Source organism: Ruegeria sp. CDSC045, assembly GCF_059610725.1.
Map to the genome: position 1 here is coordinate 56822 of NZ_JBXWOE010000006.1, position 26491 is coordinate 83312.

30 protein-coding genes, 2 tRNA genes and 1 riboswitch are annotated in these 26491 nt (G+C 56.0%); of the genes, 20 read left to right on the top strand and 12 right to left on the bottom strand.

Annotation, left to right across the window (positions count from 1 at the left end; all coding sequences use genetic code 11):
• Positions 1-183 precede the first annotated feature (183 nt).
• From AC2FH6_RS12070 to AC2FH6_RS12080, 3 genes are all read right to left on the bottom strand, one after another.
• A complete protein-coding gene (locus AC2FH6_RS12070; RefSeq protein WP_496702805.1) occupies positions 184-1404 on the bottom strand; it encodes a hypothetical protein in 1221 nt (406 codons plus the stop codon).
• A 30-nt stretch (positions 1405-1434) separates the two neighbouring features.
• Positions 1435-2172 (bottom strand): hypothetical protein, encoded by a 738-nt coding sequence (locus tag AC2FH6_RS12075; RefSeq protein ID WP_496702807.1) that lies wholly within the window; start codon positions 2170-2172, stop codon positions 1435-1437.
• A 782-nt stretch (positions 2173-2954) separates the two neighbouring features.
• Complete coding sequence (locus AC2FH6_RS12080) at positions 2955-3215, bottom strand: helix-turn-helix transcriptional regulator (protein WP_496702809.1); 261 nt, start codon at positions 3213-3215, stop codon at positions 2955-2957.
• Between the two features lie 56 nt (positions 3216-3271).
• On the opposite strand from AC2FH6_RS12080, the gene AC2FH6_RS12085 reads away from it, so the two are divergent.
• The 6 genes from AC2FH6_RS12085 to AC2FH6_RS12110 all read left to right on the top strand — a co-directional run bounded on the left by AC2FH6_RS12085 (position 3272) and on the right by AC2FH6_RS12110 (position 5529).
• The gene (locus tag AC2FH6_RS12085) at positions 3272-3508 is read left to right on the top strand and encodes a hypothetical protein (RefSeq protein ID WP_496702810.1); all 237 of its coding nucleotides are present in this window, start codon (positions 3272-3274) and stop codon (positions 3506-3508) included.
• Entirely contained in the window at positions 3505-3696 is a 192-nt protein-coding gene (locus tag AC2FH6_RS12090) for a hypothetical protein (RefSeq protein ID WP_496702812.1), read from the top strand. Before AC2FH6_RS12085 ends, AC2FH6_RS12090 begins: the two co-directional genes overlap by 4 nt.
• Before the next feature lie 62 nt (positions 3697-3758).
• Positions 3759-4250 (top strand): hypothetical protein, encoded by a 492-nt coding sequence (locus AC2FH6_RS12095; protein ID WP_496702814.1) that lies wholly within the window; start codon positions 3759-3761, stop codon positions 4248-4250.
• Between the two features lie 111 nt (positions 4251-4361).
• Positions 4362-4847, top strand: coding sequence for a Panacea domain-containing protein (locus AC2FH6_RS12100; protein WP_496702816.1), 486 nt, complete (start codon positions 4362-4364; stop codon positions 4845-4847).
• Between the two features lie 85 nt (positions 4848-4932).
• Complete coding sequence (locus tag AC2FH6_RS12105) at positions 4933-5232, top strand: MAG6450 family protein (RefSeq protein WP_496702992.1); 300 nt, start codon at positions 4933-4935, stop codon at positions 5230-5232.
• A 224-nt stretch (positions 5233-5456) separates the two neighbouring features.
• Positions 5457-5529: transfer RNA gene (locus AC2FH6_RS12110), tRNA-Ala, on the top strand.
• Between the two features lie 460 nt (positions 5530-5989).
• Here AC2FH6_RS12110 and AC2FH6_RS12115 read toward each other — a convergent pair.
• A tRNA-Lys gene (locus tag AC2FH6_RS12115) sits at positions 5990-6065 on the bottom strand.
• 212 nt (positions 6066-6277) lie between these two features.
• Between AC2FH6_RS12115 and dapF the strand changes: the two genes are divergently transcribed.
• The gene (gene dapF, locus AC2FH6_RS12120) at positions 6278-7120 is read left to right on the top strand and encodes a diaminopimelate epimerase (protein ID WP_496702818.1); all 843 of its coding nucleotides are present in this window, start codon (positions 6278-6280) and stop codon (positions 7118-7120) included.
• Complete coding sequence (gene mtaB, locus AC2FH6_RS12125) at positions 7117-8373, top strand: tRNA (N(6)-L-threonylcarbamoyladenosine(37)-C(2))-methylthiotransferase MtaB (protein WP_496702820.1); 1257 nt, start codon at positions 7117-7119, stop codon at positions 8371-8373. Before dapF ends, mtaB begins: the two co-directional genes overlap by 4 nt.
• Positions 8374-8452: 79 nt before the next feature.
• Here the strand turns inward: mtaB and AC2FH6_RS12130 are convergent, their stop codons facing one another.
• The 3 genes from AC2FH6_RS12130 to petA are packed head-to-tail and all read right to left on the bottom strand — an operon-like array spanning position 8453 to position 11183.
• A complete protein-coding gene (locus tag AC2FH6_RS12130; RefSeq protein WP_142640228.1) occupies positions 8453-9238 on the bottom strand; it encodes a cytochrome c1 in 786 nt (261 codons plus the stop codon).
• A 17-nt stretch (positions 9239-9255) separates the two neighbouring features.
• Positions 9256-10587 carry a cytochrome b gene (petB, locus tag AC2FH6_RS12135; protein ID WP_142640230.1) on the bottom strand — a complete coding sequence of 444 codons (1332 nt, stop codon included), beginning with the start codon at positions 10585-10587 and terminating at the stop codon, positions 9256-9258.
• 11 nt (positions 10588-10598) lie between these two features.
• Positions 10599-11183 carry a ubiquinol-cytochrome c reductase iron-sulfur subunit gene (gene petA / locus AC2FH6_RS12140; protein WP_142640296.1) on the bottom strand — a complete coding sequence of 195 codons (585 nt, stop codon included), beginning with the start codon at positions 11181-11183 and terminating at the stop codon, positions 10599-10601.
• Positions 11184-11668: 485 nt separating this feature from the next.
• On the opposite strand from petA, the gene AC2FH6_RS12145 reads away from it, so the two are divergent.
• Positions 11669-12112 carry a c-type cytochrome gene (locus AC2FH6_RS12145; RefSeq protein ID WP_142640232.1) on the top strand — a complete coding sequence of 148 codons (444 nt, stop codon included), beginning with the start codon at positions 11669-11671 and terminating at the stop codon, positions 12110-12112.
• A gap of 13 nt (positions 12113-12125) precedes the next feature.
• Here AC2FH6_RS12145 and AC2FH6_RS12150 read toward each other — a convergent pair whose 3' ends face one another.
• Positions 12126-12740: an FMN-binding negative transcriptional regulator gene (locus AC2FH6_RS12150; RefSeq protein WP_496702822.1), complete on the bottom strand. Its 615-nt coding sequence runs from the start codon at positions 12738-12740 to the stop codon at positions 12126-12128.
• 54 nt (positions 12741-12794) lie between these two features.
• Positions 12795-12940, top strand: a riboswitch (FMN riboswitch).
• A gap of 128 nt (positions 12941-13068) precedes the next feature.
• On the opposite strand from AC2FH6_RS12150, the gene AC2FH6_RS12155 reads away from it, so the two are divergent.
• The 5 genes from AC2FH6_RS12155 to cobO all read left to right on the top strand — a co-directional run bounded on the left by AC2FH6_RS12155 (position 13069) and on the right by cobO (position 16996).
• Entirely contained in the window at positions 13069-13509 is a 441-nt protein-coding gene (locus AC2FH6_RS12155) for a 6,7-dimethyl-8-ribityllumazine synthase (RefSeq protein ID WP_496702824.1), read from the top strand.
• Between the two features lie 94 nt (positions 13510-13603).
• Positions 13604-14704 carry a chorismate synthase gene (gene aroC / locus AC2FH6_RS12160; RefSeq protein ID WP_496702826.1) on the top strand — a complete coding sequence of 367 codons (1101 nt, stop codon included), beginning with the start codon at positions 13604-13606 and terminating at the stop codon, positions 14702-14704.
• The gene (locus AC2FH6_RS12165) at positions 14688-15350 is read left to right on the top strand and encodes an HD domain-containing protein (RefSeq protein WP_496702828.1); all 663 of its coding nucleotides are present in this window, start codon (positions 14688-14690) and stop codon (positions 15348-15350) included. The genes aroC and AC2FH6_RS12165 overlap by 17 nt, the downstream gene beginning before the upstream one ends.
• Before the next feature lie 54 nt (positions 15351-15404).
• Positions 15405-16340, top strand: a complete 936-nt coding sequence (locus tag AC2FH6_RS12170) for a DMT family transporter (protein WP_142640242.1) — start codon at positions 15405-15407, stop codon at positions 16338-16340.
• 56 nt (positions 16341-16396) lie between these two features.
• On the top strand, positions 16397-16996 hold the full coding sequence (gene cobO / locus AC2FH6_RS12175) for a cob(I)yrinic acid a,c-diamide adenosyltransferase (RefSeq protein ID WP_496702830.1): 600 nt from the start codon (positions 16397-16399) through the stop codon (positions 16994-16996).
• A 104-nt stretch (positions 16997-17100) separates the two neighbouring features.
• Here cobO and AC2FH6_RS12180 read toward each other — a convergent pair whose 3' ends face one another.
• The 3 genes from AC2FH6_RS12180 to AC2FH6_RS12190 all read right to left on the bottom strand — a co-directional run bounded on the left by AC2FH6_RS12180 (position 17101) and on the right by AC2FH6_RS12190 (position 19518).
• Positions 17101-17466, bottom strand: a complete 366-nt coding sequence (locus tag AC2FH6_RS12180) for an SPW repeat domain-containing protein (RefSeq protein WP_496692648.1) — start codon at positions 17464-17466, stop codon at positions 17101-17103.
• Positions 17467-17575: 109 nt separating this feature from the next.
• Positions 17576-18526 (bottom strand): AraC family transcriptional regulator, encoded by a 951-nt coding sequence (locus AC2FH6_RS12185; RefSeq protein ID WP_496702832.1) that lies wholly within the window; start codon positions 18524-18526, stop codon positions 17576-17578.
• Between the two features lie 125 nt (positions 18527-18651).
• Positions 18652-19518 carry a branched-chain amino acid aminotransferase gene (locus tag AC2FH6_RS12190; RefSeq protein WP_282022321.1) on the bottom strand — a complete coding sequence of 289 codons (867 nt, stop codon included), beginning with the start codon at positions 19516-19518 and terminating at the stop codon, positions 18652-18654.
• Positions 19519-19678: 160 nt separating this feature from the next.
• Between AC2FH6_RS12190 and AC2FH6_RS12195 the strand changes: the two genes are divergently transcribed.
• From AC2FH6_RS12195 to dxs, 6 genes are all read left to right on the top strand, one after another.
• Complete coding sequence (locus AC2FH6_RS12195; protein WP_142640252.1) at positions 19679-20191, top strand: MarR family winged helix-turn-helix transcriptional regulator; 513 nt, start codon at positions 19679-19681, stop codon at positions 20189-20191.
• Positions 20188-20889: a response regulator gene (locus AC2FH6_RS12200; protein ID WP_142640254.1), complete on the top strand. Its 702-nt coding sequence runs from the start codon at positions 20188-20190 to the stop codon at positions 20887-20889. The genes AC2FH6_RS12195 and AC2FH6_RS12200 overlap by 4 nt, the downstream gene beginning before the upstream one ends.
• Before the next feature lie 68 nt (positions 20890-20957).
• Positions 20958-21884, top strand: coding sequence for a histone deacetylase family protein (locus tag AC2FH6_RS12205; protein ID WP_496702834.1), 927 nt, complete (start codon positions 20958-20960; stop codon positions 21882-21884).
• Complete coding sequence (locus AC2FH6_RS12210; protein WP_142640258.1) at positions 21881-22123, top strand: exodeoxyribonuclease VII small subunit; 243 nt, start codon at positions 21881-21883, stop codon at positions 22121-22123. Before AC2FH6_RS12205 ends, AC2FH6_RS12210 begins: the two co-directional genes overlap by 4 nt.
• Positions 22124-22990, top strand: a complete 867-nt coding sequence (locus AC2FH6_RS12215) for a polyprenyl synthetase family protein (RefSeq protein ID WP_496702836.1) — start codon at positions 22124-22126, stop codon at positions 22988-22990.
• Positions 22991-23006: 16 nt separating this feature from the next.
• Entirely contained in the window at positions 23007-24935 is a 1929-nt protein-coding gene (gene dxs / locus AC2FH6_RS12220) for a 1-deoxy-D-xylulose-5-phosphate synthase (protein ID WP_496702838.1), read from the top strand.
• A 223-nt stretch (positions 24936-25158) separates the two neighbouring features.
• Here the strand turns inward: dxs and AC2FH6_RS12225 are convergent, their stop codons facing one another.
• Positions 25159-26355, bottom strand: coding sequence for a BCCT family transporter (locus AC2FH6_RS12225; RefSeq protein WP_496699288.1), 1197 nt, complete (start codon positions 26353-26355; stop codon positions 25159-25161).
• Between the last annotated feature and the right edge of the window lie 136 nt (positions 26356-26491).

Genomic DNA, 26491 nt, shown 5'->3' on the forward strand with positions numbered 1-26491 from the left:
CAGTGACCAGCAGATGAAGGCATACAGGAAGACCGACGCAGCTACGACACAATACAGTTCAAAAATGGATAGGTCGGCAACTGTCATACAGACAAGATGGATACAGACATCCCGACTGTAAAGGCCGCTCAGGGGTCTAATGAGTTACATGCAGAAGAGCACTCTGCCGCCCTTGATAGATGGCTAAACTCCGAAAAAATGCCGTCCAACCCTGTTCATCGTTGGCGTAACTTCGTTCTCACGAAAACGCAATTCACGAAGAAAGTCGACTGAGAGCTGAAAACTCCTTACCGGACAGTGTGGCGGCTGCGATTCGTATTGTCCGCAGGCGCCCAACTCTTCATCTGGATTATTTAGCAGGTCTGAGAACAGTCGCCCGTGAACAAACAATGCTGTCTCAGCGGGCTTTGTAGACTTTTCTCTGCACGCATCAACGAGCATCACGACACTTCCTGATAGCAGGCTTAAAACTTGGCAGGAATAAAAGAGCTTTTCGCTTGTATTGAAGGATGGAACCAGAATGTAATCGATGTATTCGAGTCCTCGGCTCGCCTTGTTTCTCAGAAGCGACATAACAACTGTTGGGTTGTAGGCATCAACGCATATCAGAACAGCTATGTTTCCCAGATTGGTATCGTAGTAAGTTATGTGAGGGCGGTCAGGTGGTGAAATTCTCTCGTCAGTCCGCTCGGCAGCATGAAGTTTGTCGTGAAGGATGGGTATTTCAGGGCTATCTGTACGTTCGAAACTTAAAAGCTCTCTGTTTGGGAATATCCTGGCTCGATTGTGGCAGGTGTGTCCGCTTCCTGTATTCTCATGGTCGTAGCCTGTTCCTGCAACTAAGAAAACTGGCCAATCAACCGCGTCTATTTTTGCTCTAATTTTTTCATGAAACGCCTGCTCTCGTCTTGGGTCTTTTGACTTTACGTAGTCGGTTTCCCCAAAACAAATAATATTCGCGCCATGATTGAGTGCTGTCTCAAGTGCGTCCAAGCGCTCTCGTTCCCATTCATCCGGATCAAACAGCGCATCTTCATTTGCATCATCATTAACATCAGGGAACGAAAAACCATTTTTTTCGAACATTTTGAACGGATAGCAGTTTGCGATACCATGTTTCGCTAGGGAGAGGCCTGCGATATCATCACGGGAAAACCCAACTGCGGAAAGAGTTATGCTTTCTCTTGAGAGGAGCTTCTCGGCGCTCAAATTTTTTGACAGGCGCTTTCTCTCGGCTCCGTTTATGTCTGTGGCCGCCTTAAGAAGTACTCCAATTGACGCAGGCTCAGCTAGTTGCTCGTTGTCAAGCGCAACTGTCCCGGCGCGACTATACTCCTGGAGGGTCAAGTGCGCTCTTTGGTAGGGTTTTACTGCCTTAAAAAAACGGTCTTTGAAATCACTCAATCTCTAACCCAACATTGTTACTCAACAAAACTAGTATGCAGACCCGATTTGGGTCGCAAGCTCAGCAGTAGCTCCAACACTTTTAGGTGGTTTTGCCTTGCCTTGATTCTCATCAGAGTATTTTGCACTTCCCGCGTCTACAAGGCCAGCAATGTAGGCGTGGTTATTCTCCGTCGTCGCTACAAAAACCGAGTCGGCTCCGTTGCTCGCATGGAAGGGTACAAACTCTGATTCGTCATAAAGAGTAAACTCAGGAGTCACAGTCGCATCTTGACCAACTTTAGGCATCGATAAAGTGGTTATTCTTCTGAGAGTATCTGCTAGTTCAGAATGGTGAATAGAGGTCGCACCGCCCATCCATGTAAGCTCGGAATAGTGGTCCTTGATTGCGGATGAAATCTCTGCACCAGCGCAATCTACTGCGAACACATCAATGGAACCTGCTTTCTCAAGCCTAATTCTTTCCGATTGCGCAAAGGAGAAGTCTCTTTCGTACAATTTCAATACGGCGTCGTTAGCCGATTCCGCGAAAGCCTTTGAAATACCATGGAGTTCTTTGACATCTCCTTCAGAAAGAGTCTTCGAGTTATAACTCCAGTTGCTGACAACTCGGGTCCAAATTTTACTTTGAGCGCGCCCAGAGCAAACAGTGAGGCATGAGCGTGCCGCGAAGAGCCACTTTCCTGTGTCGATTGTGATTAGCGGAAAGTCCAGAATAAGACCTGGGTCAAACCTGGCGGTGATTTCTTCACCTTCTTTGCATTTCACTGCCGCACCTGATTTCGATGTATAGGCGCCAATTATGGCTCGAATGTACTCGTCTTTTCTAGGGATTATCTGTCGCCCAATCTTTCGGGCGTCTCGGAAGGAGTTGTTAACCCTTTCGATAGGCAGATCCACTCGGTGAAGCATTGCATTTACAATGGTACCGCTTCTGAAAGACGTCGAGAGGAATTCACACAAAGTCCCGATCCTAAGATATTTTGCCAATAATAATCTTGGCCAGCTTAGAGGAGTTTCAAGTCCGGTTGCAAGCTGACGATGTCAAGACCAATCGTCGAAAAGAATCGTGTCGGTAGTTGGGCGTACGTCGAGAAAAACAGGGGGTTATTACATTACGCTGAAAAAATTTGGAAAATTAGTTCACTATCCTTTGGTCAAGTCATTGTGAGACCGTTTGATGCAAGCAAACTTCTGCCGTCGGCATAACTTCGGCACTGGCCCCTCATTTACGCACCAAAGAGATACTGCATGCATGTCCTGGCCATTGAGGGGGGTCGATAAAATCTCGCATTCTTGAATTAACATACGCGCAAACTTACCAGCGTATTCAGTTTAACTGATGCTGGCGCGTCGGTCAGTGAATTTTGCCACACATGGATGCCAAGACGGAGGTGTATAAGGCTATCGGGCGAGTACAATTGGCTAAAGATAATGACTTCTATCACTTAGTTAAGTGGGTAAAAAAAAGCCGCCGAGTCAGGGCTCTGTATACCCAGGCGGAGCGAAGTTTCGGCTCAATTTCTGATAGGGCGCCAAGTGGAATATCACTAACCATCCTTCCTGACCGATACCACACCCGGCCCGCTAGCCGTGTCGCCTTCGTCCAGGAACTGAATGCCTTGGGCTTCGAGAGCTGAGCGTATCGCATCCGCTGTATCCTTGCGGCCACCAATAGGTCCGTCCTTGGTTTCGAGCCTTGCTATGGTTGGATAAGAAACCCCTGAACGCTCAGCCAAGTCCATTTGGGACCAAGCCAAAAGGGCCCTTGCCGCTTTGATTTGCCTAATTGATAGAATTTCTATTGACATTTGCACTGCTCGTTATGATATATTTTCTATCAATACTACAGCCGGAGGACATAGCAATGCAAGAACAACGCGCCAGCGCGAACCGGGAAAGTGCGGCCACGCTCGAAAAATACATCCAGGAATGCCAGGAAATGGCCACAGATATTTCCAGCCTGATTGAGTCGGCTGCTGTAATCGACAACGAAGGCACATATCCCAACGGCGTTACGGCTCTGCTGAAAGTGTCCGGTGGCATGGCAAACCATTTGGCGGCAAGATTGGACAGCGTGAGCTTGCCAAGGGTGCAGCCATGACGGACAGAGAAAAAGCGATGGCTTTTGAATTCAAGCTAATCAGCGTCGGAAATCTAGTTGAAGCCTTGCAACTGGTTTGTTCTGATTTTGCTCAGGCAGCGATTCAGGACCCAGAACTGAATCGGCTCCGCAGCGCCGTCATCGGAATAGGCGATGGCTTAGAAAGGCTGGTTGCCGACAACACCTGAATTTTAAGTACCAAAGAAGGGCGCGGCATTTCCTGCGCCCGTTTTACATTTTGAGATTTGATATGTACCAATACAGCATCAACCGGCATTGGTCGGACCAGTTCTTGCCCGAAATAAAGAGCATCATCGGTTCGCAACTCCTGCAGGCCGCGCCAGATCCACTGGACCATTTCCAAGCCACGGACCTGTTGATGCTGGACGCCAAGGACATGCGGATCGCGGCGAGGGTGCGGCGACATGGTTATGCAGCCAGATACCCGCATCAGTTCACCATTCGGGCCAAGCTGCCAACTGGCGCTGAAACAGAGTTGTCCAAGATAGTAAACGGCTACGGGGACTGGATGTTCTACGGCCATGCAGGACCGGACGGACAATCGATTGTAAGCTGGTGGCTGATTGACTTGCGCGCGTTTCGAGCGGCGCTGATCCGGCAACGAACTACTGGTTCGCAGCTATATATGGGTGACATGCGAAATGCGGATGGCACTTGTTTCAAGTGGTTTGATATTCGATCGTTTCCGAAGGAGCCGCCGTTGGTGGTTGCGCATGGTTAATCGACTATTAAGTACCACAGGTAAGTATTCGTTTTGATTCGTCGATGACTCTTTGTTTCAGTGGATTCCAAATTATGTGCGCAGTTGGTACAATGCCGTCGAGGTATAGACATGCTTGAAAAAAATAGAACAGTCCCAGCAAAGGTCATTGCGCGTTGGTTTCTAAACCACGCGGACCGAAGTGCTGGAGAAGCGATTACACACTTGAAACTTCAAAAACTAATCTACTATGCCGATGCCTGGTTCTTGGCCAATTTCGACCAACCCTTGATCGACGAAGAATTTGAAGCATGGGCGCACGGCCCTGTTGTGCGCGCTATATATGCGAAGTATCGCGGCAATGGTTGGGATGCTTTGCCACCCGAAGCCGGTACGCGACCTCCTGTTGAAATCGAAGGTTTCTTGGAAGCTGTTTTCGATGAGTATGGTCAGTTCGGTGCAAAGAAATTGGAGAGGCTCACTCATAGCGAAGCGCCGTGGGTTGAGGCCCGCGACGGACTTCCGCCTGAAGCAGCTTCGAGCAAAGTTATTTCGAAACTCACCATGCGAAATTTCTACGGCGAGAAAATTGGTAAAGAAACCACAGCAAGCCTTTAGGATTAATTCTGGTCAGTCCGCGAAGCCGGGCTCGCTTGATGTCACAAAAGTTCATTCACACAGGCGAAAGCCTGCGTCTGTCAACTTGAGGTACTATCAGCGATCCAAAGAATGCTTCTCAAAATGGAAGCCAAGAGAACTTAAGGTCTTTTCCGGGTTCATTGAGAAGATGGCAACGAAGACTGAAACAGACGTGACGTCGGTGACCAAAACTTGCCACTCTCACAAAGGTTCGACTTCGAAATTGTTGCCAAAAGAAGTCAGCCCAGACGTTAGAATGTACAGTTTGGATGTTGGTCCAAAAGGCCGTGTACATGGGTTCTTTTCTCAAGGTACTTTCTTTCTAGTGTGGATCGACCGCGAAGGGAAAATCCTCGGCCATTGAAGATTTGAGCGGTGCAGAACTCATAATTGCTTTACTGGCTAGAATTCTGATTTCGGCAACAGCGAATCCCGGCACCAACACCACTGAACAGCCAGATTATTGAAAAGCAGCGGTCATTTGCGCCGTCTACAGCTGGGCACTGTGGGTGAAGTTCACCTACATGTAGTGTGTTCTAACAATAAGTTGTAGAAATGACTAAGAGCCAGTGTTAAGCTGGCTCTTAGGACCTGGTGGCAGAATGGTTATGCGTCCGGGCTTGCATTTCGGTACACGTCGGTTCGATTCCGACCCAGGTCTCACTTCTTATACTATAGCCTCGTTGATGCGGGGCATATTTTTTGACGCTATTTCTAGCTTCAAAAACAACATGACATACTACCAGTTGTAGTGCAAGTGTATTACACTTGTGGTACAAATTCATATGCCAGTAACCCGCTCCAAGAAAGACAAAGGGAACATCTCACTGCGTTTGTCGCAAGCAATCATTGATGCGTTGGATGAATTGGCAGAGCAGGCTATCCACGGGACCAACCAGTCAGAAGTCGCGCGGTATTTGATTGTGCGTGGTCTGGATGATTTGCGTAGGGATGGGTACTTTAGAAAAGAAACTTGAGCAGAATGTGCAAGCCCCGGATTGGCAAGGCTGGTCAGCGCATTTGTCCCCCATTTGTCCCCCAGAGACAACGCGACAACAACCGATGCACCAGCGCTTTGATCAATAGTGCAATGCATTTTACTGTTATCATTCGGTAAAAAGTGGTGAGCCGTGCAGGATTCGAACCTGCGACCCACTGATTAAAAGTCAGTTGCTCTACCAACTGAGCTAACGGCCCACTCTTTTGTTTGGATCCTTTGGATCCGTGGCGCTCTGTAAGGCATTTTCCCGACTGGGTTCAAGGCCTTATTTCACACCTCGTTACGCCTGTAGTTTCTTTCGAAACGGCGTCCCGATAGGCGGCCTACTTAGGCAGGTGGCGCAAGGGGGTCAACCCCTTTTTTCACGAATCTGCGCCACAGGGTGGATTCCCATCCGCAGCAACGTTATATGCCCGCCATGCAAGGAATTCAGAACACCGGATTGCCCTTTATGAAGATGCATGGGCTGGGCAATGACTTTGTCATTGTGGATGCGCGCGCGCATGAGGTCGGGGTGACTCCAGCCTTGGCCCAAGCCATTGGGCATCGGCAATTTGGGGTCGGCTTTGATCAGCTCGCTGTCATCGAAAATGGCGCATCAGATGCCCATCTGGTGTTCTACAACGCCGATGGCTCGACCTCGGCCGCCTGTGGCAATGCCACCCGCTGTATCGCGCGGTTTCTGATGGAGGAAACCGGCAAACAAACCCTTACCCTGACCACCGAGCGGGGAACGCTATACGCAAGCGATGCGGGGGACGGGCTGACCTCGGTAAACATGGGGCCGCCGCAGCTGAACTGGCAGGATATCCCGCTGGCCGAAGACGTGGACACGCTGGAGCTGCCGATTGAGGGCGCCCCAACCGCCACTGGCATGGGCAACCCGCATTGCACCTTTTTCGTCGAAAATGCCGAGGCGATCCCGCTGGCAGAGTTCGGTTCGCGCTATGAATACCACCCGCTCTACCCGCAGCGGACCAACGTGCAGGTCGCGCAGATCATCGGGCCAGATCACATCCGCATGCGGGTGTGGGAACGCGGCGTGGGCATCACCCTGGCCTCTGGGTCATCCTCCTGTGCAACCGCCGTGGCCGCAGCCCGGCGCGGCCTGACCGGACGCAAGGTGCAGATCGAGTTGGACGGCGGCACAATCTGGATCGACTGGCGCGACGATGGCGTCTGGATGACCGGCCCCACGGCCCATGTCTTCTCGGGCCTGCTGACGCCGGAATTCCTGAGGTCGCTGGGATGAACCCGCCCAAATTCACCACGCTGGGCTGCCGCCTGAACGCCTATGAAACCGAGGCGATGAAAGAGCTGTCACAACAGGCAGGTCTGACCGATGCGGTGGTGGTGAACACCTGCGCCGTGACCGCCGAAGCCGTGCGCAAGGCCCGGCAGGAAATCCGCAAACTGCGCCGCGAAAACCCGAATGCCCGGCTGATTGTGACCGGCTGCGCTGCGCAGACAGAACCGCAGACCTTTTCCCAGATGGAAGAGGTCGATGCCGTCATTGGCAACACTGAAAAGATGCGACCCGAAACCTGGAAAGGCATGGCGGCGGATTTCATTGGTGAAACCGAGGCCGTCCAGGTTGATGACATCATGTCGGTTACCGAAACCGCTGGCCACCTGATCGACGGGTTTGGCACTCGTTCCCGCGCCTATGTACAGGTTCAGAATGGCTGTGACCACCGCTGTACCTTCTGCATCATCCCATATGGCCGCGGTAATTCGCGCAGCGTCCCCGCGGGCGTTGTTGTGGACCAGATCAAGCGTCTGGTCGATAAGGGTTATAATGAGGTCGTTCTGACCGGCGTTGACCTGACCTCATGGGGGGCTGACCTGCCTGCCCAGCCAAAGCTGGGTGATCTCGTTATGCGCATCCTCAAACTGGTGCCTGATTTGCCGCGCCTGCGGATCAGCTCGATCGATTCGATCGAGGTCGATGAAAACCTGATGCAGGCCATTGCCACAGAACGCCGCCTGATGCCTCACTTACATCTGTCGCTGCAGCATGGCGACGATCTGATCCTGAAGCGGATGAAACGCCGCCATTTGCGTGACGATGCGATCCGCTTTACCCAAGAGGCCCGCAAGCTGCGCCCCGAGATGACCTTTGGCGCTGACATCATCGCCGGTTTCCCGACCGAGACCGAGGCCCATTTCGAAAACTCGCTAAGGCTGGTTGCCGATTGCGATCTGACATGGCTGCATGTCTTCCCCTACTCCAAACGCGAAGGTACACCCGCTGCCCGCATTCCGCAGCAGGTCAACGGCAATGTCATCAAAACCCGCGCCGCCCGTCTGCGTGCCGCTGGCGAGGTGCAGATTGCCAAGCACCTGACCGCCCAGGTTGGCAAGATACATCACATCCTGATGGAAAACCCGCATATGGGCCGGACCGAGCAGTTCACCGAAGTCACGTTCAAAACCGCTCAATCCGAAGGGCAAGTCGTGACCGCCACCATCATCGGCCGCTCCGCAACACAGCTCAGCGCCTGATCCGCCCCTTCCACCTGCATGCAACAAAAAACCCCCGCTGCCAGTGGCGCGGGGGTTTTTAACTTTTCAGAAAAGGCGCTTAGTGTTTCTTCTTACCTTTAACGCCTGCCCACAGACGCTTGTTGACCAGGTACAACAGGACCGACAGAAGCGTCAGGAAGACAACACCGACAAAGCCCGAATACTTACGCTCCATCATCTTCGGTTCAGCCGTCCACATCAGGAAGGCTGCAACGTCTTCCGACATATGCTCGACGTCATTTGCGTGGCCATCGGCAAACTCGACCTGCTCATCCGAAAGCGGGGGCGCCATCGAAATCCAACCACCGGGGAAGGCGGTGTTTTCGTACAGAACCGTTCCCGCTTCTTCCTTTTCGTGGCCGGTATAACCATCCAGCAACGAGGCGATGTATTCCGGGCCGCCCATGCCGTTGACCAGCTGGTTGATCCCCAGACCGTAAGGGCCGTGGAAACCAGCGCGCGCCTTGGCCATCAGGCTCAGGTCGGGTGCGCCAACGCCATCATTGGCGGGGAAATGGTCAACGGGTTTAGCCGGGCGGAAATCGTCCAGCTCGGGGTCGAACACTTCAAAGTTGCCCGCCGCATAGGCGGTGACTTCGTCTTCCGAATAGCCCAGCGCTTCGAGGTCACGCAGAGGCACATAGCGCAGGCCGTGACAGGCCGCGCAAACCTCGGTGTAAATCTGCAGGCCGCGCTGCAACTGGTGTTGATCCCAGGTTCCGAACGGGCCTTCGAATGAGAATTGGAAGTCCTCGATATGCTGTTCGCCTCCGCCTGCCGCGTTAGACGCGACAGGAGCAAGTGCGATAGCAAACGCGGCACCGATTGCAAGTTTCTTGAACATGTTTCCGGTCCCTCTTCTTACTCGGCCGGCGTGGCATCGGCGTCAGCCTTGCCATAATGCGCGTTGAAGTCTTCTTCGATGGTTTCCGGCTGTGCATCGGGTTTTTCGATGACACCCAGAACCGGCAGGATCACGAAGAAATAGCCGAACCAGTAGGCCGATGCGATTAACGAGAAGGTCGCATAGGGCTCTTCTGCGGGCATCGCACCCAGCCACATCAGGGCAAAGAAGTCGACGATCAGCAGGTAGAACCACCATTTGAACATCGGCCGGTATTTACCCGAACGTACGGTTGACGTGTCCAGCCATGGCGCCAGAGCCATAGCCAGGATCGCACCAAACATCGCCAGAACACCAAAGAACTTGGCGTCAATGATGCCGCCGGTGATGAAGCTGGCGAATTGAACAACCCAGACCTCGCCGGTAAAGGCACGCAGGATCGCGTAGAACGGCAAGAAGTACCATTCGGGCACGATATGTGCCGGTGTTACCAGCGGGTTGGCTTCGATGTAGTTATCCGGGTGGCCCAGATAGTTCGGCATGAAACCAACAATCGCCCAGAACACAACCAAGATGACCGCCAGTGCGAACAGGTCCTTGATCACGAAGTAAGGCCAGAAGGGCAGCGTGTCTTTCTCGGCCTCGGCTTTCGAACCGCGGCGAACCTCAACACCTGTCGGGTTGTTGTTGCCGGTGGTGTGGAAAGCCCAGACATGCACGATGACCAGCGCCGCAATTACAAAGGGCAGCAGGTAGTGCAGCGAGAAAAAGCGGTTCAGCGTGGCGTTGTCCACAGCCGGTCCGCCCAGCAGCCAAGTCTGGATCGCGTCACCCACAAACGGGATCGCACCAAACAGGCCGGTGATCACGGTCGCACCCCAGAAGGACATCTGACCCCAGGGCAGAACATAGCCCATAAAGGCAGTGCCCATCATACAGAGATAGATCAGCATCCCAATGATCCACGTAACCTCGCGCGGGGCTTTGTACGAGCCATAGAACAGGCCGCGGAAGATGTGGATGTATACCGCGACAAAGAACAGCGATGCGCCGTTCATGTGCAGATACCGCAGCATATAGCCGCCATTCACGTTGCGCATGATGTGCTCGATGCTGGCAAAGGCCAGATCAACATGCGGAGTGTAGTGCATCACCAGAACGATACCGGTGACAATTTGCAGGACCAGGCAAAACGCCAGGACGATGCCCCAGATCCACCACCAGTTCAGGTTCTTGGGGGTTGGGATCATCAGGGTGTCATAGATCAGGCCGACGATGGGCAGGCGGCTGTTCAGCCACTTCTCGCCACTTGTCTTCGGCTCATAGTGATCGTGGGGAATTCCGGACATCTGGGTCTCCCTTAGCCGAGTTTGATGGTGCTGGCGTCCGTCCACTCAGCGGGCGGAACGGGCAGGTTTTCAGGTGCAGGACCTTTGCGGATACGGCCAGCCATATCGTAATGCGAACCGTGGCAGGGGCAGAACCAGCCGCCAAAGTCACCAGCATCGCCCAGCGGGACACAACCGAGATGAGTACAGACGCCCATCTGGACGATCCAGGCACCTGCGGCTTCGCCTTCCGGCGACGGCATCACGCGGTTTGCATCCGTGGCCGGTGCATCAGCATTCAGATTGAAGTTACGGGCCAGCGGGTCAGGCAGGGCATCCACGCCATCGGCGTCCTGCTTCTGCGCTTCGTCGATTTCGACACCGGTGCGGTGACGGATGAACACGGGTTTGCCCAACCATTTGACGGTCAGCTGGGTTCCGGGCTCGACACCGCTCACATCCACGCGGATCGAGGACAGCGCCTGAACGTCTGCCGAGGGGTTCATTTGGTTGATCAGGGGCCATACGGCTGCACCCGTCGCAACGACACCTGCGCCGCCTGCGACGTAGTAGAGGAAATCTCTGCGGGTGCCTTCGTGGTCTTCTGCGTGGGACACGAGGTTTTCTCCGATTCCGGCGCCCGGCAATACCGGGCAAACATGCATCAGCACCGCATCAAAGCGGCGTCTCATCGCGGCTATCTATCCGGGAGAAATCGGTTCGTCCAGCGGTCATAGGCGCGCACTACGCCGCATCTTGGCATTCATGTCACAACGAAAGGCGTTTTTTTCAAGGGATGGGCCGGATTACCCGTGAACGTTTGCCCTGCTGCGCGGGTGGTACAGGGAGTGATTCGGATGGCAACCAGGCAACGAAAACACCCTCACAACACAGAACCGAAGACTGTTGATCGGCGAAAATCTGCAAAATTCTGACCTGATTTTGCCACGCAAAAATCCACTTCGATTGAATCTACCTTGGTAAAAATAATGAGTTAAAAATAGATATTTTTCAACACACTAGATGAGTCTCAATTCGATTGCACATTTGGCTGGAATGTCCCAAGGGCCTGTAACAGGACCAACCTTAACGGGATTTTTCCATGCCAAAGCTTTTTACAGCCACTCTGACCTTCGCCCTGACTCTTTCATCGCAATCCATCGCCGCCGGCGATCCGGCAAAGGGAGAAAGCCTCTACAATCGGTGCTCTTCGTGCCATGCAATTATCAAAGATGGAAAAGTTCTGGTCAAAGGCGGCATCACCGGGCCGAATCTCTATGGGGTCGTAGGCCGGGTGGCCGGAACAGAAACCGATTACCTGAACGGAAGCGAACGCCTACCAATCGGGATGTACACCGATGACATGATCCGTGCCGGCCAGGAAGGGCTGGTCTGGACACAGGAAAACATCGTCGAATATTCGCAGGACCCGATTGTTTTCCTGAGGGACTATCTGGATGACGAAACCGCCCGTCCGAACATGAGCGTCAAACTGAAAAAAGGGGCTGAGGATGTCGCCGCTTATCTGGCGACCTTCAGCAACTGACCAGCCCGTCCGCTCACCTAGACCGCATGAGCGCGGCGAGGTGAGTGGTCTCGCTTCCGAACCCGTCTACCGCCACATGATCTGCGGCGGCTAGACGGACATCGTCCGGCTTGTTCTGGTTCAGCTTCCAGGTGCCCTGAATGTCATCTACCTGCAATTTGCAGGGCAGAATCATGCGCATCATCTTGTCCAGAGCCTCCGCGCTCATCTTGCTGGCGCTCCAGGGTGGCTTGGGGTTCAACCGGCGCTCATAAAAATCCGACTGACGATCGAGTAAATCGCGCAACGCGTCCTGCGGAAGAAGCGAAAGCGTTCCGGTCAGGTGCACCGCCACATAGTTCCAAGTGGGCACCTGATCCTCAATCCCGTACCAGTCGGGCGAGATATATCCGTCAGGCCCCGATACAGCGATTCGAACCGTGCGCGGTTCATTCAATGCCCGGACGATCGGATTGGACCGCACCAGATGCAGCGAGGCTTCTGCGCCATCTTCTGACAACAGAAACGGCACATGGCTAAGCAAAGGCCCCTGGTCCGCTGACAAAGCCAAAACACCAAATGCGCGCTCGCGCGCAAAAGCAATATGACTGTCACGATCCTCGGCGCGGAAGGCGGGATTGGGGTGCATGGCGGTCCTCCTGCAAAAGCTCTTGCAGAACCGCGCACCTATTGGCAAGGTGCGCCTCGTTCTCAGGGCGGGGCGGAATTCCCCACCGGCGGTATGCGGGCGATGACCCGTAAGCCCGCGAGCGGCCCCTTTTCGGGGTGTCAGCAGATCTGGTGAGAGGCCAGAGCCGACGGTTACAGTCCGGATGAAAGAGAACGTGCAGTGTGCCGGTAACCCCGCGCGCCTGCTCGTGATCGCCTTGGGTGACGTGTCATGTCGTGCTGGCAGCGAAAAGTGGGAACCGGTTTTCGCAACCGCCAGCAGACCACCAAACCGGAAGGAGATCTTGATGACACACACCCGCTATGCGTTTGTTAAGGCCAGCTGGCATGCCGATATTGTCGACCATGCACTCGACGGGTTTCTGGAATTGATACCCGCCGATCAAGTGGACGTGTTCGACGTTCCAGGTGCATTCGAAATGCCCCTGCTGGCCCGCGATCTTGCCCAGACTGGGCGCTATGCAGCTGTGACCTGCGCGGCCTTTGTGGTGGATGGCGGCATCTACCGGCATGATTTCGTGGCGCAAGCTGTGGTCGATGGGTTGATGCGCGCAGGTCTGGATACCGGTGTTCCGGTTCTGTCTGTTTCGCTGACGCCACACCAGTATCAAGAGACGGACCACCACAATACCATCTACCGCGCGCATTTCGTGGATAAGGGGCGCGAGGCGGCACAGGCGGCGTTGAAAATCACCGCGATGCGGACGCAGCTGTCCTCGGCGGCCTGACCGGAAAGGGTTGGGGTGCTGGGCCCCAACCGCAAATCCGCTTGAGGCTACGGGCCTTGCCCGCTAATCACGATGCTCAGAAGGAGCACCCCTTATGTCGATGAACAGCTTTGGCCATCTTTTCCGCGTCACCACCTGGGGTGAAAGCCACGGTCCCGCCTTGGGTGCCACTGTTGATGGCTGCCCGCCGGGGGTGACCATCGACGCAGAGGTGATCCAGCACTGGCTAGACAAGCGCAAACCAGGACAGAATAAATACACCACCCAGCGGCGCGAGCCCGATCAGGTGAAAATCCTGTCCGGCGTGTTCGAAGGGCAGACGACCGGAACTCCGGTCCAGCTGATGATCGAGAACACTGATCAGCGGTCAAAAGACTACGGCGATATCATGGAAAAGTTCCGCCCGGGCCATGCTGATATCACCTATTGGCAAAAATACGGTATCCGCGATTATCGCGGCGGTGGCCGCAGCTCGGCGCGCGAAACCGCCTCGCGCGTTGCCGCCGGGGGCCTGGCCCGCGAAGCGATCAGGCAGATCGCACCGAATGTGCAAATCACCGGGTACATGACTCAGATTGGCCCGCACAAGATCGACCGCACGAATTTCGATTGGTCACAGATTGAACAGAACCCATTCTGGACGCCCGATGCGACAGCCGCCGAAGATTGGGCCGCCTATTTAGACGGGTTACGCAAGTCCGGCAATTCGGTCGGGGCAGTGGTTGAGGTCGTTGCGCGTGGTGTCCCTGCCGGGATTGGTGCGCCAGTTTATGCCAAGTTAGACACTGATCTTGCCGCAGCGATGATGTCGATCAACGCAGTCAAAGGTGTTGAGATCGGCGAAGGCATGGCCGCAGCTGAACTGACCGGCGAGGCCAATGCCGATGAAATCTTCATGGGGCAGAACGGCCCGCAATACAGCTCGAACCACGCAGGCGGCATACTGGGCGGGATTTCGACCGGGCAGGATATAGTCGTACGCTTTGCGGTCAAACCGACCTCGTCGATTCTGACCACGCGCAAAACGATCACCAAGTCCGGAGAAGAGACCGAGATCATCACCAAAGGCCGCCATGACCCTTGTGTCGGCATCCGTGCGGTTCCGGTTGGCGAAGCGATGATGGCTTGCGTAATCCTTGACCACCTGCTGTTGCACCGGGGTCAGATCGGCGAGAACCGTGGCCATATCGGCTGAGCTGCGCACCCGGCTGCGCGGCATCGTCGCACAGCGCATGAAAACAGATCCTGCCCATGATCTGGCGCATCTGGATCGCGTTTGGATCAATGTACAGGCCATCGCGGACACGCAAGCAGATATTCGGGTTCTGCTTGCGGCAAGCTATCTTCATGACCTAGTCAACTTGCCCAAAGATGACCCCGACCGCCACTTGGCCTCACGCCGGTCTGCTGCCGAGTCAGAGCCTATTCTAGAGGAATTGACGTTTTCACGACCCGAGATCGACGCCATCCAGCACGCCATTGCTGCACACAGTTTCTCGGCCGGGATACCGCCAGAAACACCCGAGGCCCGCTTCCTACGCGATGCAGATCGGCTTGATGCACTGGGGGCCATCGGCATTGCGCGCACCTTCGTAGTGGCTGGCGCATTGGGGCGCGACTTGTATGACGCCGAGGATGCCTTTGCCCGCGCCCGTGATCTGAACGATCAGCAATTCTCGATTGACCACTGGAAGGTCAAACTGTTGAGCCTGCCGGCAGACATGCTGACGCCCAACGGGCGCGAATTGGCACAGGCGCGTGTGGCACGGATGATCCGGTTTCTTGAGGCGTTCAGCGAAGAGATCGGCCAACCCCTGCCCGACACGTGGAAATCTGCCTGATTGGTACAATCCAATCGTTGATCTTTCCCAGTCAAAGGCTCAGGTTCCCGGCCAATGGCACAATCCCTGACTTCCCACCGACCCATGCTTGCCGTGGGCCTGAAACTGGCCGCGTTGGTTCTGTTCACCTCAATGTCTGCACTGGTCAAGGCCCTGTCCGAAGATTTCCCGCCCGGTGAACTGGTGTTTTTCCGGTCGCTCTTCGCCATTCCCGTCATCATTGCCTGGTTGCTTTGGCGCGGAGAGCTGGCGCAGGGCTTTGTGGTCAAAAAGCCGATGGGTCATTTCTGGCGCGGCGTTCTGGGCACCAGCGCCATGGGTCTGACTTTTACGGGTCTCAGCCTCTTGCCACTCCCCGAGGTCACCGCGATTGGCTATGCCACCCCGATCTTCACCCTGATTCTGGCCGCGCTGATTCTGGGCGAGCGCATTCGCATGATCCGCATCGGTGCCGTCGCGCTGGGATTGTTGGGCGTGCTGATTATGGTTTGGCCCAGGCTGGGCACCACCCAGATGGAGATGGCAGCCACAATCGGGGCGCTTTGCGTGCTGGCGGCCACACTCGCCCGTGCCTTTGTTCAGATCCACATCCGGCAGCTGGTCAAGGTGGATCACCCGGCCGCGATCGTGTTCTATTTCTCGATGACCGCTACCCTGCTTTCAGCTCTGACCGCGTTTTGGGGTTGGACCATGCCGACGCTTAATCAGGCTCTAATTATGATCATAATGGGGTTGATCGGCGGTGTTGCACAGATTCTGGTCACCTCGTCCTATCGCTTTGGTCAGGCCTCGATGCTGGCCCCTTATGACTATACCACCATGCTGTTTGCCATATTCATCGGCTATATCTGGTTTGATGAGCTGCCGACGCTTGCGATCCTGTTGGGTGCGACGCTGGTGATTGCGGGCAATGTGGTCGTGATCTGGCGCGAACACCAGCTGGGGCTGGAACGCGGCAAGGCTCGGTCCCTGACCGATCACAAAGCGTGACTTTACCTTTTTCAAACTTGCCCTAGTTTGGGCCCAACAATCACAGAGGTGCCCGAATGAGCGACGCGCAGGATCACAAAGAAAAGATGCAGCAGGTGCAGGCCAAGCACCGCAAAAAGGTCTCTGAGGCCGTCGACCCGGGCCGTGGTCTGGTGCTGATCAATACCGGCAAGGGCAAGGGCAAATCCTCGGCCGCGTTTGGTGTCGTGATCCGAGCGCTGGGATGGGGTCAGAAAGTTGCCGTCGTACAGTTCATCAAGGGCAAGTGGAAAACCGGCGAGCGGCGGTTTTTTGAAGAGCGCAATCTGGTCACCTGGCACACGATGGGCGAGGGCTTTACCTGGGACACCCAGGACCGCGAGCGCGATATCGCCGCTGCCAATGCGGCCTTCGACAGGGCGCGCGCGCTGATGGAGAGCGGTGAGTATGATCTGGTCGTTCTGGACGAGATCAATATTGCCCTGCGTTATGAATATCTGACCGTCGATCAGGTGATCGACGGGCTCAAGGCGCGGTCCGACAAGACCAGCGTGTTCCTGACCGGCCGCGATGCGCCAGAACCACTGCGCGACTATGCTGATCTGGTCACCGAAATGACCGAGGAAAAGCACCCGTTTCAAGCCGGGATCAAAGCCCAGCGCGGCGTAGATTTCTGAGCGCTTTATCAAGGTCACCGCGATAAGCCGCCCGTTGTTTGAACGGGCGGCTTTGTTTTCCGAGTGGGAAGCAATGGTATCGAGGCGTCAGGGCATGTGCCCGTTCAAGCAAACGCCTCTTGCTCTGGCGCGCTGAGCGAGATGACCGCCACCACCGCCGCGCCGTTCAGCCAGTAGAATATCGCATCCAGACCCTGGAACCCAAACAGGCTGGGTGCCGCCAGAAACACCACCCCGACCAGCAGATCGACGCCCAGATGGACGCGATAAGGCAATACCCTCCAAATCCCCAGATGATGATCGGTCAATACGGTCAGGACAAAGGCTGCAATGCCGGTCACAACCGACAGCCACAGGGCCATCGGATTGGACTGACCCAATCCCAGAACAAACGGCAGCGCCATCAGGGCGATGGCAACCGGGTAATCGAGGTAGGCATGAATATTGCGGGTAACGAAACGGAGAGACATTGCATTTTCCTTTCCTTGTTTGAGATGATCTCAAACTAGGACAAGTAGGTCGAACGCTTAATTCTGGATCGTCCATGAAACCTTGCAGATCGTTCAGAATGATGGAGGATCAATGCATGGCTCGATAAGCCGCCGGTGACAGACCGATCTGTTTCTTAAACACGCGGGAAAACGCGGCCTCAGAGGCATACCCCACCTCGGCCGCCGCATCAGAAACGTTCCAGCGGCTTTCGACCAATCCCTGACAGGCGATCTGCATCCGCCAATCGGTGAGGTATTGCATGGGCGTGGCCCCCATCTTTTCAGCAAAGAGCTGGGCAAAGGCCGTGCGGGACATAGCGGCCTCTCGGGCCAGGGTCTCAACGCTCCATTCTACCGCTGGTGCGCGGTGAAACGCGGTCAGCGCGCGTGAAATTCGCGGATCTGCAAATCCTGCCAGGGCCGAGTCACTTGGGCTTTGATGTTCAAGATAAGCACGGATGGCCTGCGCGAACAGCACTTCGGACAGTTTCAACGCGATCAGGTCGCCACCGATACGCGTGCCGCTGACCTCGGATCCGATCATGCGCAGGGTGGACTCGAACCAGGCCCCAGCCTCTTCACCGTAATTCTCGATCAGGATGTAAGGCGGCAACCGATCCAGCAACATATGCCCGGTACCTTGTCGACCCGGAGGGCCGGTGAACGAGAAGTGGCCGCAGATCAGTTGCGTGTCACGACCTTTGTCCTCTCCGCCATAGATCAAAACCCCATCCCCCGTGTAACCCGCATCTTCCAGCACCTGCTCCAGAGGCAAAGCGTCCAACGGCTTGACTTCGTTGCACAGCAACGCATGGGCCGTACCATGGGGAATCAGGATCAGATCACCCTGCTTCAAACGCAGTGTTTCCTCTGTATTAGAGACGAAAACATGAAGCTCACCCCGTTGAACAAAATGAAACCGGGCGACGTTTTCAAAGGCTGGAACCTGAATTCCGAACGGAGGCGTAAAAGAAGTGCGGAAGTAAAACGTCCCGCGCAAGGACAGACGGGTGAGGATATCGCTGAGAAGGTCTAACATTACCGTAACCTACACCCCGCCATGCGTTCGTCCAGTTACCTGTACGATCTGCAATGAATTGCGAATGAACGGCAAAGAAAAGCCCCCGCGAAATCGCGGGGGCTCTATCTGTCTCAAATCTGCGATCAGGCGCGGACCAGCGCCTCATAATCTGCGGCGATTTCGCGGGTGAGGTCACCGACCTCGAACCTATAGTCGCCGATTTGGCCCACAGGCGTGACCTCGGCGGCGGTGCCGGTCAGCCAGCATTGTTCGAAATCGGCCATCTCTTCGGGCTTGATGCGGCGCTCATGCACGGTGATGCCTTTGTCTTTAAGCATCTGGATCACGGTTTGACGGGTGATGCCGTTCAAAAAGCAATCGGCCAGCGGGGTATGGACTTCGCCGTCCTTCACAAAGAAGACGTTCGCCCCGGTCGCCTCGGCAACATAACCACGCCAGTCCATGAACAGCGCATCCGAGCAGCCCTTGGCCTCGGCCTTATGCTTGGAAATGGTGCATATCATGTACAGCCCGGCCGCCTTGGCATGGACCGGGATGGTTTCAGGGCTGGGCCGCTTCCATTCCGCGATATCCAGCTTGGCGCCCTGCATCTTGGCGTCGCCGTAATAGGCACCCCAGGGCCAGACCGCTACGGCCATGCGGACCGGGTTCTTGGCCGAAGCCACGCCCATATCCTCACCCGAACCACGCCAGACCAGCGCACGGACATAGGCGTCCTGCAAGCCACTTGCCTTCAGCGCGTCTTCCTTTGCCGCTTCGATCTGGTCGATCGTATAGGGCATCGGCATGTCCAGCGCCTCGGCCGAGGCGACCAGCCGTTCAGAATGCTCCCGGCTTTTGAAAATTTTGCCGTTATAGGCCCGCTCGCCCTCAAAGACCGAAGACGCATAGTGCATCGCATGGCTCAGAATGTGGACATTCGCCTCGCGCCAGGGCACAAGTTCTCCATCCATCCAGATGACACCGTCACGATCATCATACCCCGCCATGCGAAACCTCCCTGCCTGGGTTGAATATTCCGATTATTGCGCAATATAGGTCCGAAGTGGACATAAAGTTGCGCAAAAACTGCGATTCGATACCTGTCCGCTCTTGGAATGTCAACAACGCTGACATAAACTCGGACCTGTGTAACGAATGAGGCAGAATATGTCAGATACCCGCCCCGCCCAGGCCTTTGGCGGAGAAAGCCTGTTGTTTCTTACGGATGAACAGCTGCGGCAGGGGATCGAGGCGATGTTTTTCGCCTATCGCGGGTTCACGGCGGACCCGGATCGCATTCTGACACAGCTGGCCTATGGGCGGGCACACCACCGTGCTATCCACTTCATAAATCGCGCGCCGGGGACGACCGTCAATAACCTGCTTGCTATTCTTGGGGTGACGAAACAGTCTCTGAACCGGGTCCTTCGGACATTGATTGACGATGGGTTGGTCGAAAGCAGGGTCGGTACAGTGGACAAGCGCGAACGGCACCTGTTTCTGACCGAAGCCGGGAGGGCGCTTGAAACCAGGCTGTCCGAGGCCCAGCGCGTGCGGATGCGCGCGGCCTATAAGGACGCAGGCCCAGAAGCGGTGTCTGGGTTTCGCAAAGTGCTTGAAGCAATGATGGATGCTGATATGCGTCATGCCTATACCAAATTGCGGGATACGACCTCATGAGTGATATGGACGCCCATCTGTTGATCGTTGACGATGACGAGCGTATTCGCGATCTGCTCAAGAAATTCCTGATGCGAAACGGGTTTCTGGTGACCGCGGCGCGGGATGCGGCCCATGCACGTCGGGTGCTGTCGGGGCTGGATTTCGACATGATCGTTCTGGATGTGATGATGCCCGGCGAAGATGGTGTCAGCCTGACCAGAGCCCTGCGCGAGACCCACACCACCCCGATCCTGTTGCTGACGGCGCGGGGCGAAACCGAACACCGTATCGCCGGGCTTGAGGCGGGGGCCGATGATTATCTGGCCAAACCGTTCGAGCCCAAAGAGCTTTTGTTGCGGATCAATGCGATCCTGCGCCGGATGCCGGAAACCCCGGCACAGGATGCCGCAACCAAGATTCTGCATCTCGGCCCGATCCGCTATGATGTTGAGCGCGGTGAGATGTGGCGGGGCGAAGAAACGGTCCGCCTAACCGCAACGGAAAGCCAGCTGATGAAGATCTTCTCGGCCCAACCCGGCGCCCCTATCAGTCGCGCCAAGCTGGTCGAGGATCTGGGCCGTGATAAGGGTCAGGCGCAGGAGCGTGCCGTGGATGTGCAGATCACACGGCTGAGACGCAAGATCGAGCAAGACCCGAAACAACCCCGGTACCTGCAGACCGTGCGCGGGGCCGGGTACATGCTGGCACCGGATTGATTGAGCCGCTGCGTGGCGGTTCTTTGCCTTCGGCGAAGGTATTTTGACCAGATGAACAGGGGATTGTGATGAAAACTGCCCTTTTGACCCATGCGGATTGTCTTGGGCACGTGACACCCGAGGGGCATCCGGAACAAGTCGCGCGACTGGAACATATCCTTCATGCGCTGGATAGGCTGGACCTGGATCGTGTGACTGCGCCGCTTGCAGCCGATGATGACCTGCTGCGTATTCACCCCGAAAGCCATATTCGCGACATCCGCAAAAGTCGCCCGACAGAGGGATTCCGGCAAGTGGACGGCGATACATTCATGTCGCCGGGATCTGTAGATGCGGCCTATAGGGCTGCAGGGGCTGTGGTAAAAGCCGTGGATTTAGTGCTGGGCGGAGAAGCCCCAAATGCGTTCTGTGCCATTCGCCCCCCCGGCCATCACGCCGAGAATGAAACCGCCATGGGGTTCTGCCTGTTCGGCAACGCCGCATTGGGGGTGAAACACGCGTTGGATCATCACGGTCTGCGTCGCGTCGCTGTGGTGGATTTCGATGTACACCATGGCAATGGCACGCAAGACCTGCTGTGGGATGAGGCGCGCGCGTTGGTGATCACCAGCCAGCAGATGCCCTTGTGGCCGGGATCAGGCCGCGCCGACGAGACCGGCGCCTTTAACAACGTCCTGAATATTCCACTGTCCCCCGGAACTGGCGGCGCCGAGATGCGCGCCGCCTACGAAACATTGGCTTTCCCGCGACTGCGCGCCTTCAAACCCGAGCTGATCATAATCTCTGCCGGGTTTGACGCCCATCAGGATGATCCGCTGGCCAATCTGAACTGGGCCACCGAAGATTTCGCCTGGATCACTACCGAATTGTGCAAGATTGCCGATGAGCATTGCGCGGGACGTATCGTCTCGACTTTGGAAGGCGGGTATGATCTGAAAGCCTTGGCCGAGGCCACACGTGCCCATGTGGAAGAGTTGATGAAGGCAGCCCGATGACAGATACACCCGTTGACCAGATGACATTCGAACAGGCGATGAAAGAGCTTGAGGCCGTTGTCGGCCAGCTGGAGCGTGGCGATGTGGCGCTGGACCAGTCCATCGCCTTGTATGAACGGGGTGCAGCGCTGAAGAAACGCTGCGAGGATGAACTGAAGCGGGCCGAGGAAAAAGTGGCCGCGATCACCTTGGACGCCGATGGTCAACCGACCGGGACGACGGTTGTCGAAGGTCAGTAAATGTTTCGCGAAAGACTGGCGCAGGATGCAACGCTGATTCAGGGCCATTTTGATCTGGTTCTGGGCGCGCTGGACGATCTGGATGTGACACAGGCGATGGCCTATGCCACGCAAGGCGGCAAAGGTCTGCGCGGGTTTTTGGTGCTGGAAAGCGCGCGGCTGCATGATGTGGATACAGCGCGTGCGATCTGGCCTGCCACGGGGATCGAGGCATTGCACGCCTATTCTCTGGTGCATGATGACCTGCCCTGCATGGATAACGACGATTTGCGTCGCGGGCGCCCGACAGTTCATGTGAAATGGGATGAGGGCATCGCGGTTCTGGCAGGCGACGCGTTGCAGACGCTGGCATTCGAACTTTGCACCCGTCCCGAAATTGGCCCCGCCGAAATTCGCGCGGAATTGGCCTTGTCTCTGGCGCAGGCAAGCGGAGCGCAGGGCATGGTGCTGGGCCAGGCGCTGGATATCGCGGCGGAATCGGCAGACTCTCCGCTGACGCTGGAAGAAATCACCCATTTGCAGGCAGGAAAAACCGGAACGCTGATCGAGTGGTCTGCATGCGCCGGCGCGCGTCTGGCCCAAGCTGATCTTGCGCCCTTGCGCCAATATGCCCAATCCCTTGGTCTTGCTTTTCAAATCGCAGATGACATCTTGGATATAGAGGGTAACGCCGAAATTGCGGGCAAGCGCCTTCAGAAGGATGCCGAGGCGGGAAAGGCCACGTTTGTGTCTCTGCTGGGCCTCGACGCCGCCAGAACCCGTGCCGCGGAGCTGGTGGAACAGGGCTGCGCCGCGTTGGAAGGCTATGGCGCGTCGGCTGAAACCTTGAAGGACGCCGCCCGCTTCGTTATTGCCCGGGACAGCTAAGCCAGGAACGCGCCATATGTCTGACCGCCCGAACACTCCTCTGCTGGATCTTGTGAACCGCCCGGCCGACCTGCGGCAGTTTTCGGACGCGCAGCTGCATCAGGTGGCGCAGGAATTACGGGCCGAGACGATCTCGGCCGTATCGGTCACCGGCGGGCATCTGGGTGCGGGTCTGGGCGTGGTGGAACTGACCACCGCGCTGCATGCGGTATTCGATACGCCGCGTGACAAAATCATCTGGGATGTCGGGCACCAGTGCTATCCGCATAAAATCCTGACCGGGCGGCGCGACCGGATCCGTACCCTGCGCCAACCCGGTGGGTTGAGCGGGTTCACCAAGCGCAGCGAAAGCCCCTACGACCCGTTTGGCGCGGCGCATTCCAGCACCTCGATCAGTGCGGCCCTTGGCTTTGCCGTGGCGCGCGATCTGGGTGGCGTGACGCCCGAAGGTCTGGGCGATGCGATTGCCGTGATCGGCGATGGATCTATGTCGGCGGGCATGGCCTTTGAGGCGATGAACAACGCAGGCCACCTGAAAAAGCGCCTGATCGTTATCCTCAACGACAATGAGATGAGCATCGCACCGCCGGTTGGCGCCCTGTCCAGTTATCTGTCGCGCATTTATGCCGAAGAACCGTTCCACGATCTGAAGGCCGCCGCCAAGGGCGCAGTGTCCTTGTTGCCGGAACCGTTCCGCGAAGGCGCCAAACGCGCCAAGGAAATGCTCAAAGGCATGGCCGTAGGCGGTACTTTATTCGAAGAACTGGGCTTTTCCTATCTCGGCCCGATTGACGGACACGACATGGATCAGCTGTTGCCGGTGCTGCGCACGGTCAAGACGCGGGCTACCGGCCCGATCCTGATCCATGTGCTGACAAAAAAGGGCAAGGGCTATGCCCCCGCCGAGCAGGCCCGTGACAAGGGTCACGCGACCGCGAAATTCGATGTTGTGACGGGTGAGCAAAAGAAGGCGCCGTCAAACGCACCGTCCTATACTTCGGTTTTTGGCAAGACGCTGGTGGAAGAAGCCGCGCGGGACGACAAGATCGTCGCCGTCACCGCCGCCATGCCCGATGGAACCGGGTTGAACCTGTTTGCCGAACGCTACCCGTCACGTTGTTTCGATGTAGCGATTGCGGAACAGCATGGTGTGACGTTCTCGGCGGCTTTGGCTGCGGGCGGGATGAAGCCGTTCTGCACCATGTATTCGACCTTCCTGCAGCGCGGCTATGATCAGGTCGTGCATGATGTGGCCATTCAGCGCCTGCCCGTGCGATTTGCCATCGACCGTGCTGGTCTGGTGGGCGCTGATGGGGCGACCCATGCCGGATCGTTTGACATTGCCTATCTGGCCAACCTGCCGGGCATGGTCGTGATGGCCGCCTCAGATGAGGCCGAGCTGATGCATATGGTGGCCACCGCCGTCGCCCACGACGAAGGCCCGATCGCCTTCCGCTATCCCCGCGGTGAAGGCGTGGGCGTGGACCTGCCCGAGCGTGGTGAAGTGCTTAAAATCGGCAAAGGCCGGATAATTCAGAAGGGCGCGCGTGTGGCATTGCTGTCTTTCGGTACGCGCTTGGCCGAAGTACAAAAAGCCGCCGAGGCCCTATCCGCACGCGGCATAACCCCTACCATAGCCGATGCACGTTTCGCCAAACCGCTGGACCGCGACCTGATCCTGAATCTGGCCTCCGATCATGAGGCGCTGATCACCATCGAAGAGGGTGCGATTGGCGGTTTCGGCAGCCATGTGGCGCAGCTACTGGCCGATGAGGGTGTGTTTGATCAGGGCCTTAAATACCGCTCGATGGTGTTTCCGGATATCTTCATTGATCAGGCAAACCCGGCGGATATGTATGCGGTTGCCGGTATGAATGCCGAACAGATCGAGGCCAAGGTCCTGTCTGTTCTGGGTGTGGCCACGATTGGTGAAAAACGCGCCTGAGGGACCATTAAGGTTATCAACTCCAAGGAAGAGCGTGCCTCAAGATAGCTCTTCAGTGAGTGAAGATTGAACTAAGCCAACATAAGTAAAAGATATTGCAAGTTTGTGATTTCACACGTGTCGCTCTTGTTTGGCCTTTTTGACTCTTTCCGCATTGCTTACACAGTCGCGGCCAAAAAAAACGGGCACCGAGGCGCCCGTATTAGCTTCTTCTCGATGTTGATCAGTGAACCGTCTCGACCTTGTGGAAATCCAGATCACGGTCTTCGGGCATCCCATTGATGCTCAGCACCTCTTTGCGCTTGGTGATCAGGATATAAACCACACAGGCCAGATAGAGGCCGACAACAACTGCGCCGATCCACTGGATCTGCAACCACTGGCTTTGGAACAGCAAGGTCAGGACGAACAGCAGCACAACATTGCCCGCCACATAGATCGCTTTACCAAAGCGGGCGACTGTCATGTTCAGGTTGTCCGTATAGAGCCTGATCAACGAATCCAGTGAGTTGATCACGAAGGTCACGCCCACAATCACCATCGCAATGTTGGTGATGCCTGCAGTGCTGATGCCGTTCAGGTGGTAATAGTAGAGAACGGTGAACCAGATCGCCAAAGGTATCGACGGAAAGATCAGCAGAGCAGCCAGTAGCTGCCAGGTCTTCAGCCCACCTACAAAGCGAGATGTGAACTGGCCGATCATGATCGACCAGGCAAACCACCAGAACAGGTAGAAGGCGTGATAATCTGTCAGCGGCAGGACAAACTTGTGCAGGTTGGTGAAATAGGCACCAACATTGCTTCCGGTTTCCACAAAGCCATTCACGCCCATGCCCGCAGCAACCCACATGCCCAGGATCAGTGCCAGGAACAAAAAGGTCGAGCCCACCGACAGGATACGCACGTATTTCAGGTCGGTCGAAGAATAGGCCGCTGCCAGAATGACGACAAACACGATGACATAGAAGGTGGTGACCACCGACTCGCCGTCTCCGACCTCGGGCAGGTAGCCGGGCAGGTAGATCAGGAACAGGCTGGCGGTGAAAGCGCAGGTGCCGATGATGACCACATTGTTGATCAGCTTGACCAGCGGGATTTCAAAGAACTTCACGCGCGGCTCGATGACACAGAAATAGAACGCGGTCAGAAAGTAGAACGCCCAGATCAGAAAGCCCCAGAACCCGAATTCGATCGCCAGTGGGTTGGCAAACGCATAGGCGGGATCTTCGGCATAGCCGCCGAATTCGGTCAGCGGAAACATGATCAGGCCGACATCCAACCCGGATGTGAACAGAATTGCGATGAAGGTGAACAGATGAACCGGCGTTACGCCGACGATCCGCAGATTCCACCACTTCACCACAAAGAAGGCAACAAGGCCCAACGCCAGCAAGACGCCAAATGATAGTATGTACTCCAATAGCACCGACAATCCTCCCATTAATGTCAGTTCATGACGCTGTTATAGTTTATTGGCTGATCAATCAATAAAAACAGCACTGCTTGCGGCGCGCGCTTATTCGGTCAACAGTGCGCGAAAATCTGAACAGGGGGTC

What these genes read in the sequence shown, in the direction of transcription:
- AC2FH6_RS12080 (WP_496702809.1), bottom strand. Translation starts at nt 3,215, where the DNA reads ATGTCAATAGAAATTCTATCAATTAGGCAAATCAAAGCGGCAAGGGCC.
- AC2FH6_RS12085 (WP_496702810.1), top strand. Translation starts at nt 3,272, where the DNA reads ATGCAAGAACAACGCGCCAGCGCGAACCGGGAAAGTGCGGCCACGCTC.
- AC2FH6_RS12090 (WP_496702812.1), top strand. Translation starts at nt 3,505, where the DNA reads ATGACGGACAGAGAAAAAGCGATGGCTTTTGAATTCAAGCTAATCAGC.
- AC2FH6_RS12095 (WP_496702814.1), top strand. Translation starts at nt 3,759, where the DNA reads ATGTACCAATACAGCATCAACCGGCATTGGTCGGACCAGTTCTTGCCC.
- AC2FH6_RS12100 (WP_496702816.1), top strand. Translation starts at nt 4,362, where the DNA reads ATGCTTGAAAAAAATAGAACAGTCCCAGCAAAGGTCATTGCGCGTTGG.
- dapF (WP_496702818.1), top strand. Translation starts at nt 6,278, where the DNA reads ATGCCCGCCATGCAAGGAATTCAGAACACCGGATTGCCCTTTATGAAG.
- mtaB (WP_496702820.1), top strand. Translation starts at nt 7,117, where the DNA reads ATGAACCCGCCCAAATTCACCACGCTGGGCTGCCGCCTGAACGCCTAT.
- AC2FH6_RS12130 (WP_142640228.1), bottom strand. Translation starts at nt 9,238, where the DNA reads ATGTTCAAGAAACTTGCAATCGGTGCCGCGTTTGCTATCGCACTTGCT.
- petB (WP_142640230.1), bottom strand. Translation starts at nt 10,587, where the DNA reads ATGTCCGGAATTCCCCACGATCACTATGAGCCGAAGACAAGTGGCGAG.
- AC2FH6_RS12145 (WP_142640232.1), top strand. Translation starts at nt 11,669, where the DNA reads ATGCCAAAGCTTTTTACAGCCACTCTGACCTTCGCCCTGACTCTTTCA.
- AC2FH6_RS12150 (WP_496702822.1), bottom strand. Translation starts at nt 12,740, where the DNA reads ATGCACCCCAATCCCGCCTTCCGCGCCGAGGATCGTGACAGTCATATT.
- AC2FH6_RS12155 (WP_496702824.1), top strand. Translation starts at nt 13,069, where the DNA reads ATGACACACACCCGCTATGCGTTTGTTAAGGCCAGCTGGCATGCCGAT.
- aroC (WP_496702826.1), top strand. Translation starts at nt 13,604, where the DNA reads ATGTCGATGAACAGCTTTGGCCATCTTTTCCGCGTCACCACCTGGGGT.
- AC2FH6_RS12170 (WP_142640242.1), top strand. Translation starts at nt 15,405, where the DNA reads ATGGCACAATCCCTGACTTCCCACCGACCCATGCTTGCCGTGGGCCTG.
- cobO (WP_496702830.1), top strand. Translation starts at nt 16,397, where the DNA reads ATGAGCGACGCGCAGGATCACAAAGAAAAGATGCAGCAGGTGCAGGCC.
- AC2FH6_RS12180 (WP_496692648.1), bottom strand. Translation starts at nt 17,466, where the DNA reads ATGTCTCTCCGTTTCGTTACCCGCAATATTCATGCCTACCTCGATTAC.
- AC2FH6_RS12185 (WP_496702832.1), bottom strand. Translation starts at nt 18,526, where the DNA reads ATGTTAGACCTTCTCAGCGATATCCTCACCCGTCTGTCCTTGCGCGGG.
- AC2FH6_RS12190 (WP_282022321.1), bottom strand. Translation starts at nt 19,518, where the DNA reads ATGGCGGGGTATGATGATCGTGACGGTGTCATCTGGATGGATGGAGAA.
- AC2FH6_RS12195 (WP_142640252.1), top strand. Translation starts at nt 19,679, where the DNA reads ATGTCAGATACCCGCCCCGCCCAGGCCTTTGGCGGAGAAAGCCTGTTG.
- AC2FH6_RS12200 (WP_142640254.1), top strand. Translation starts at nt 20,188, where the DNA reads ATGAGTGATATGGACGCCCATCTGTTGATCGTTGACGATGACGAGCGT.
- AC2FH6_RS12205 (WP_496702834.1), top strand. Translation starts at nt 20,958, where the DNA reads ATGAAAACTGCCCTTTTGACCCATGCGGATTGTCTTGGGCACGTGACA.
- AC2FH6_RS12210 (WP_142640258.1), top strand. Translation starts at nt 21,881, where the DNA reads ATGACAGATACACCCGTTGACCAGATGACATTCGAACAGGCGATGAAA.
- AC2FH6_RS12215 (WP_496702836.1), top strand. Translation starts at nt 22,124, where the DNA reads ATGTTTCGCGAAAGACTGGCGCAGGATGCAACGCTGATTCAGGGCCAT.
- dxs (WP_496702838.1), top strand. Translation starts at nt 23,007, where the DNA reads ATGTCTGACCGCCCGAACACTCCTCTGCTGGATCTTGTGAACCGCCCG.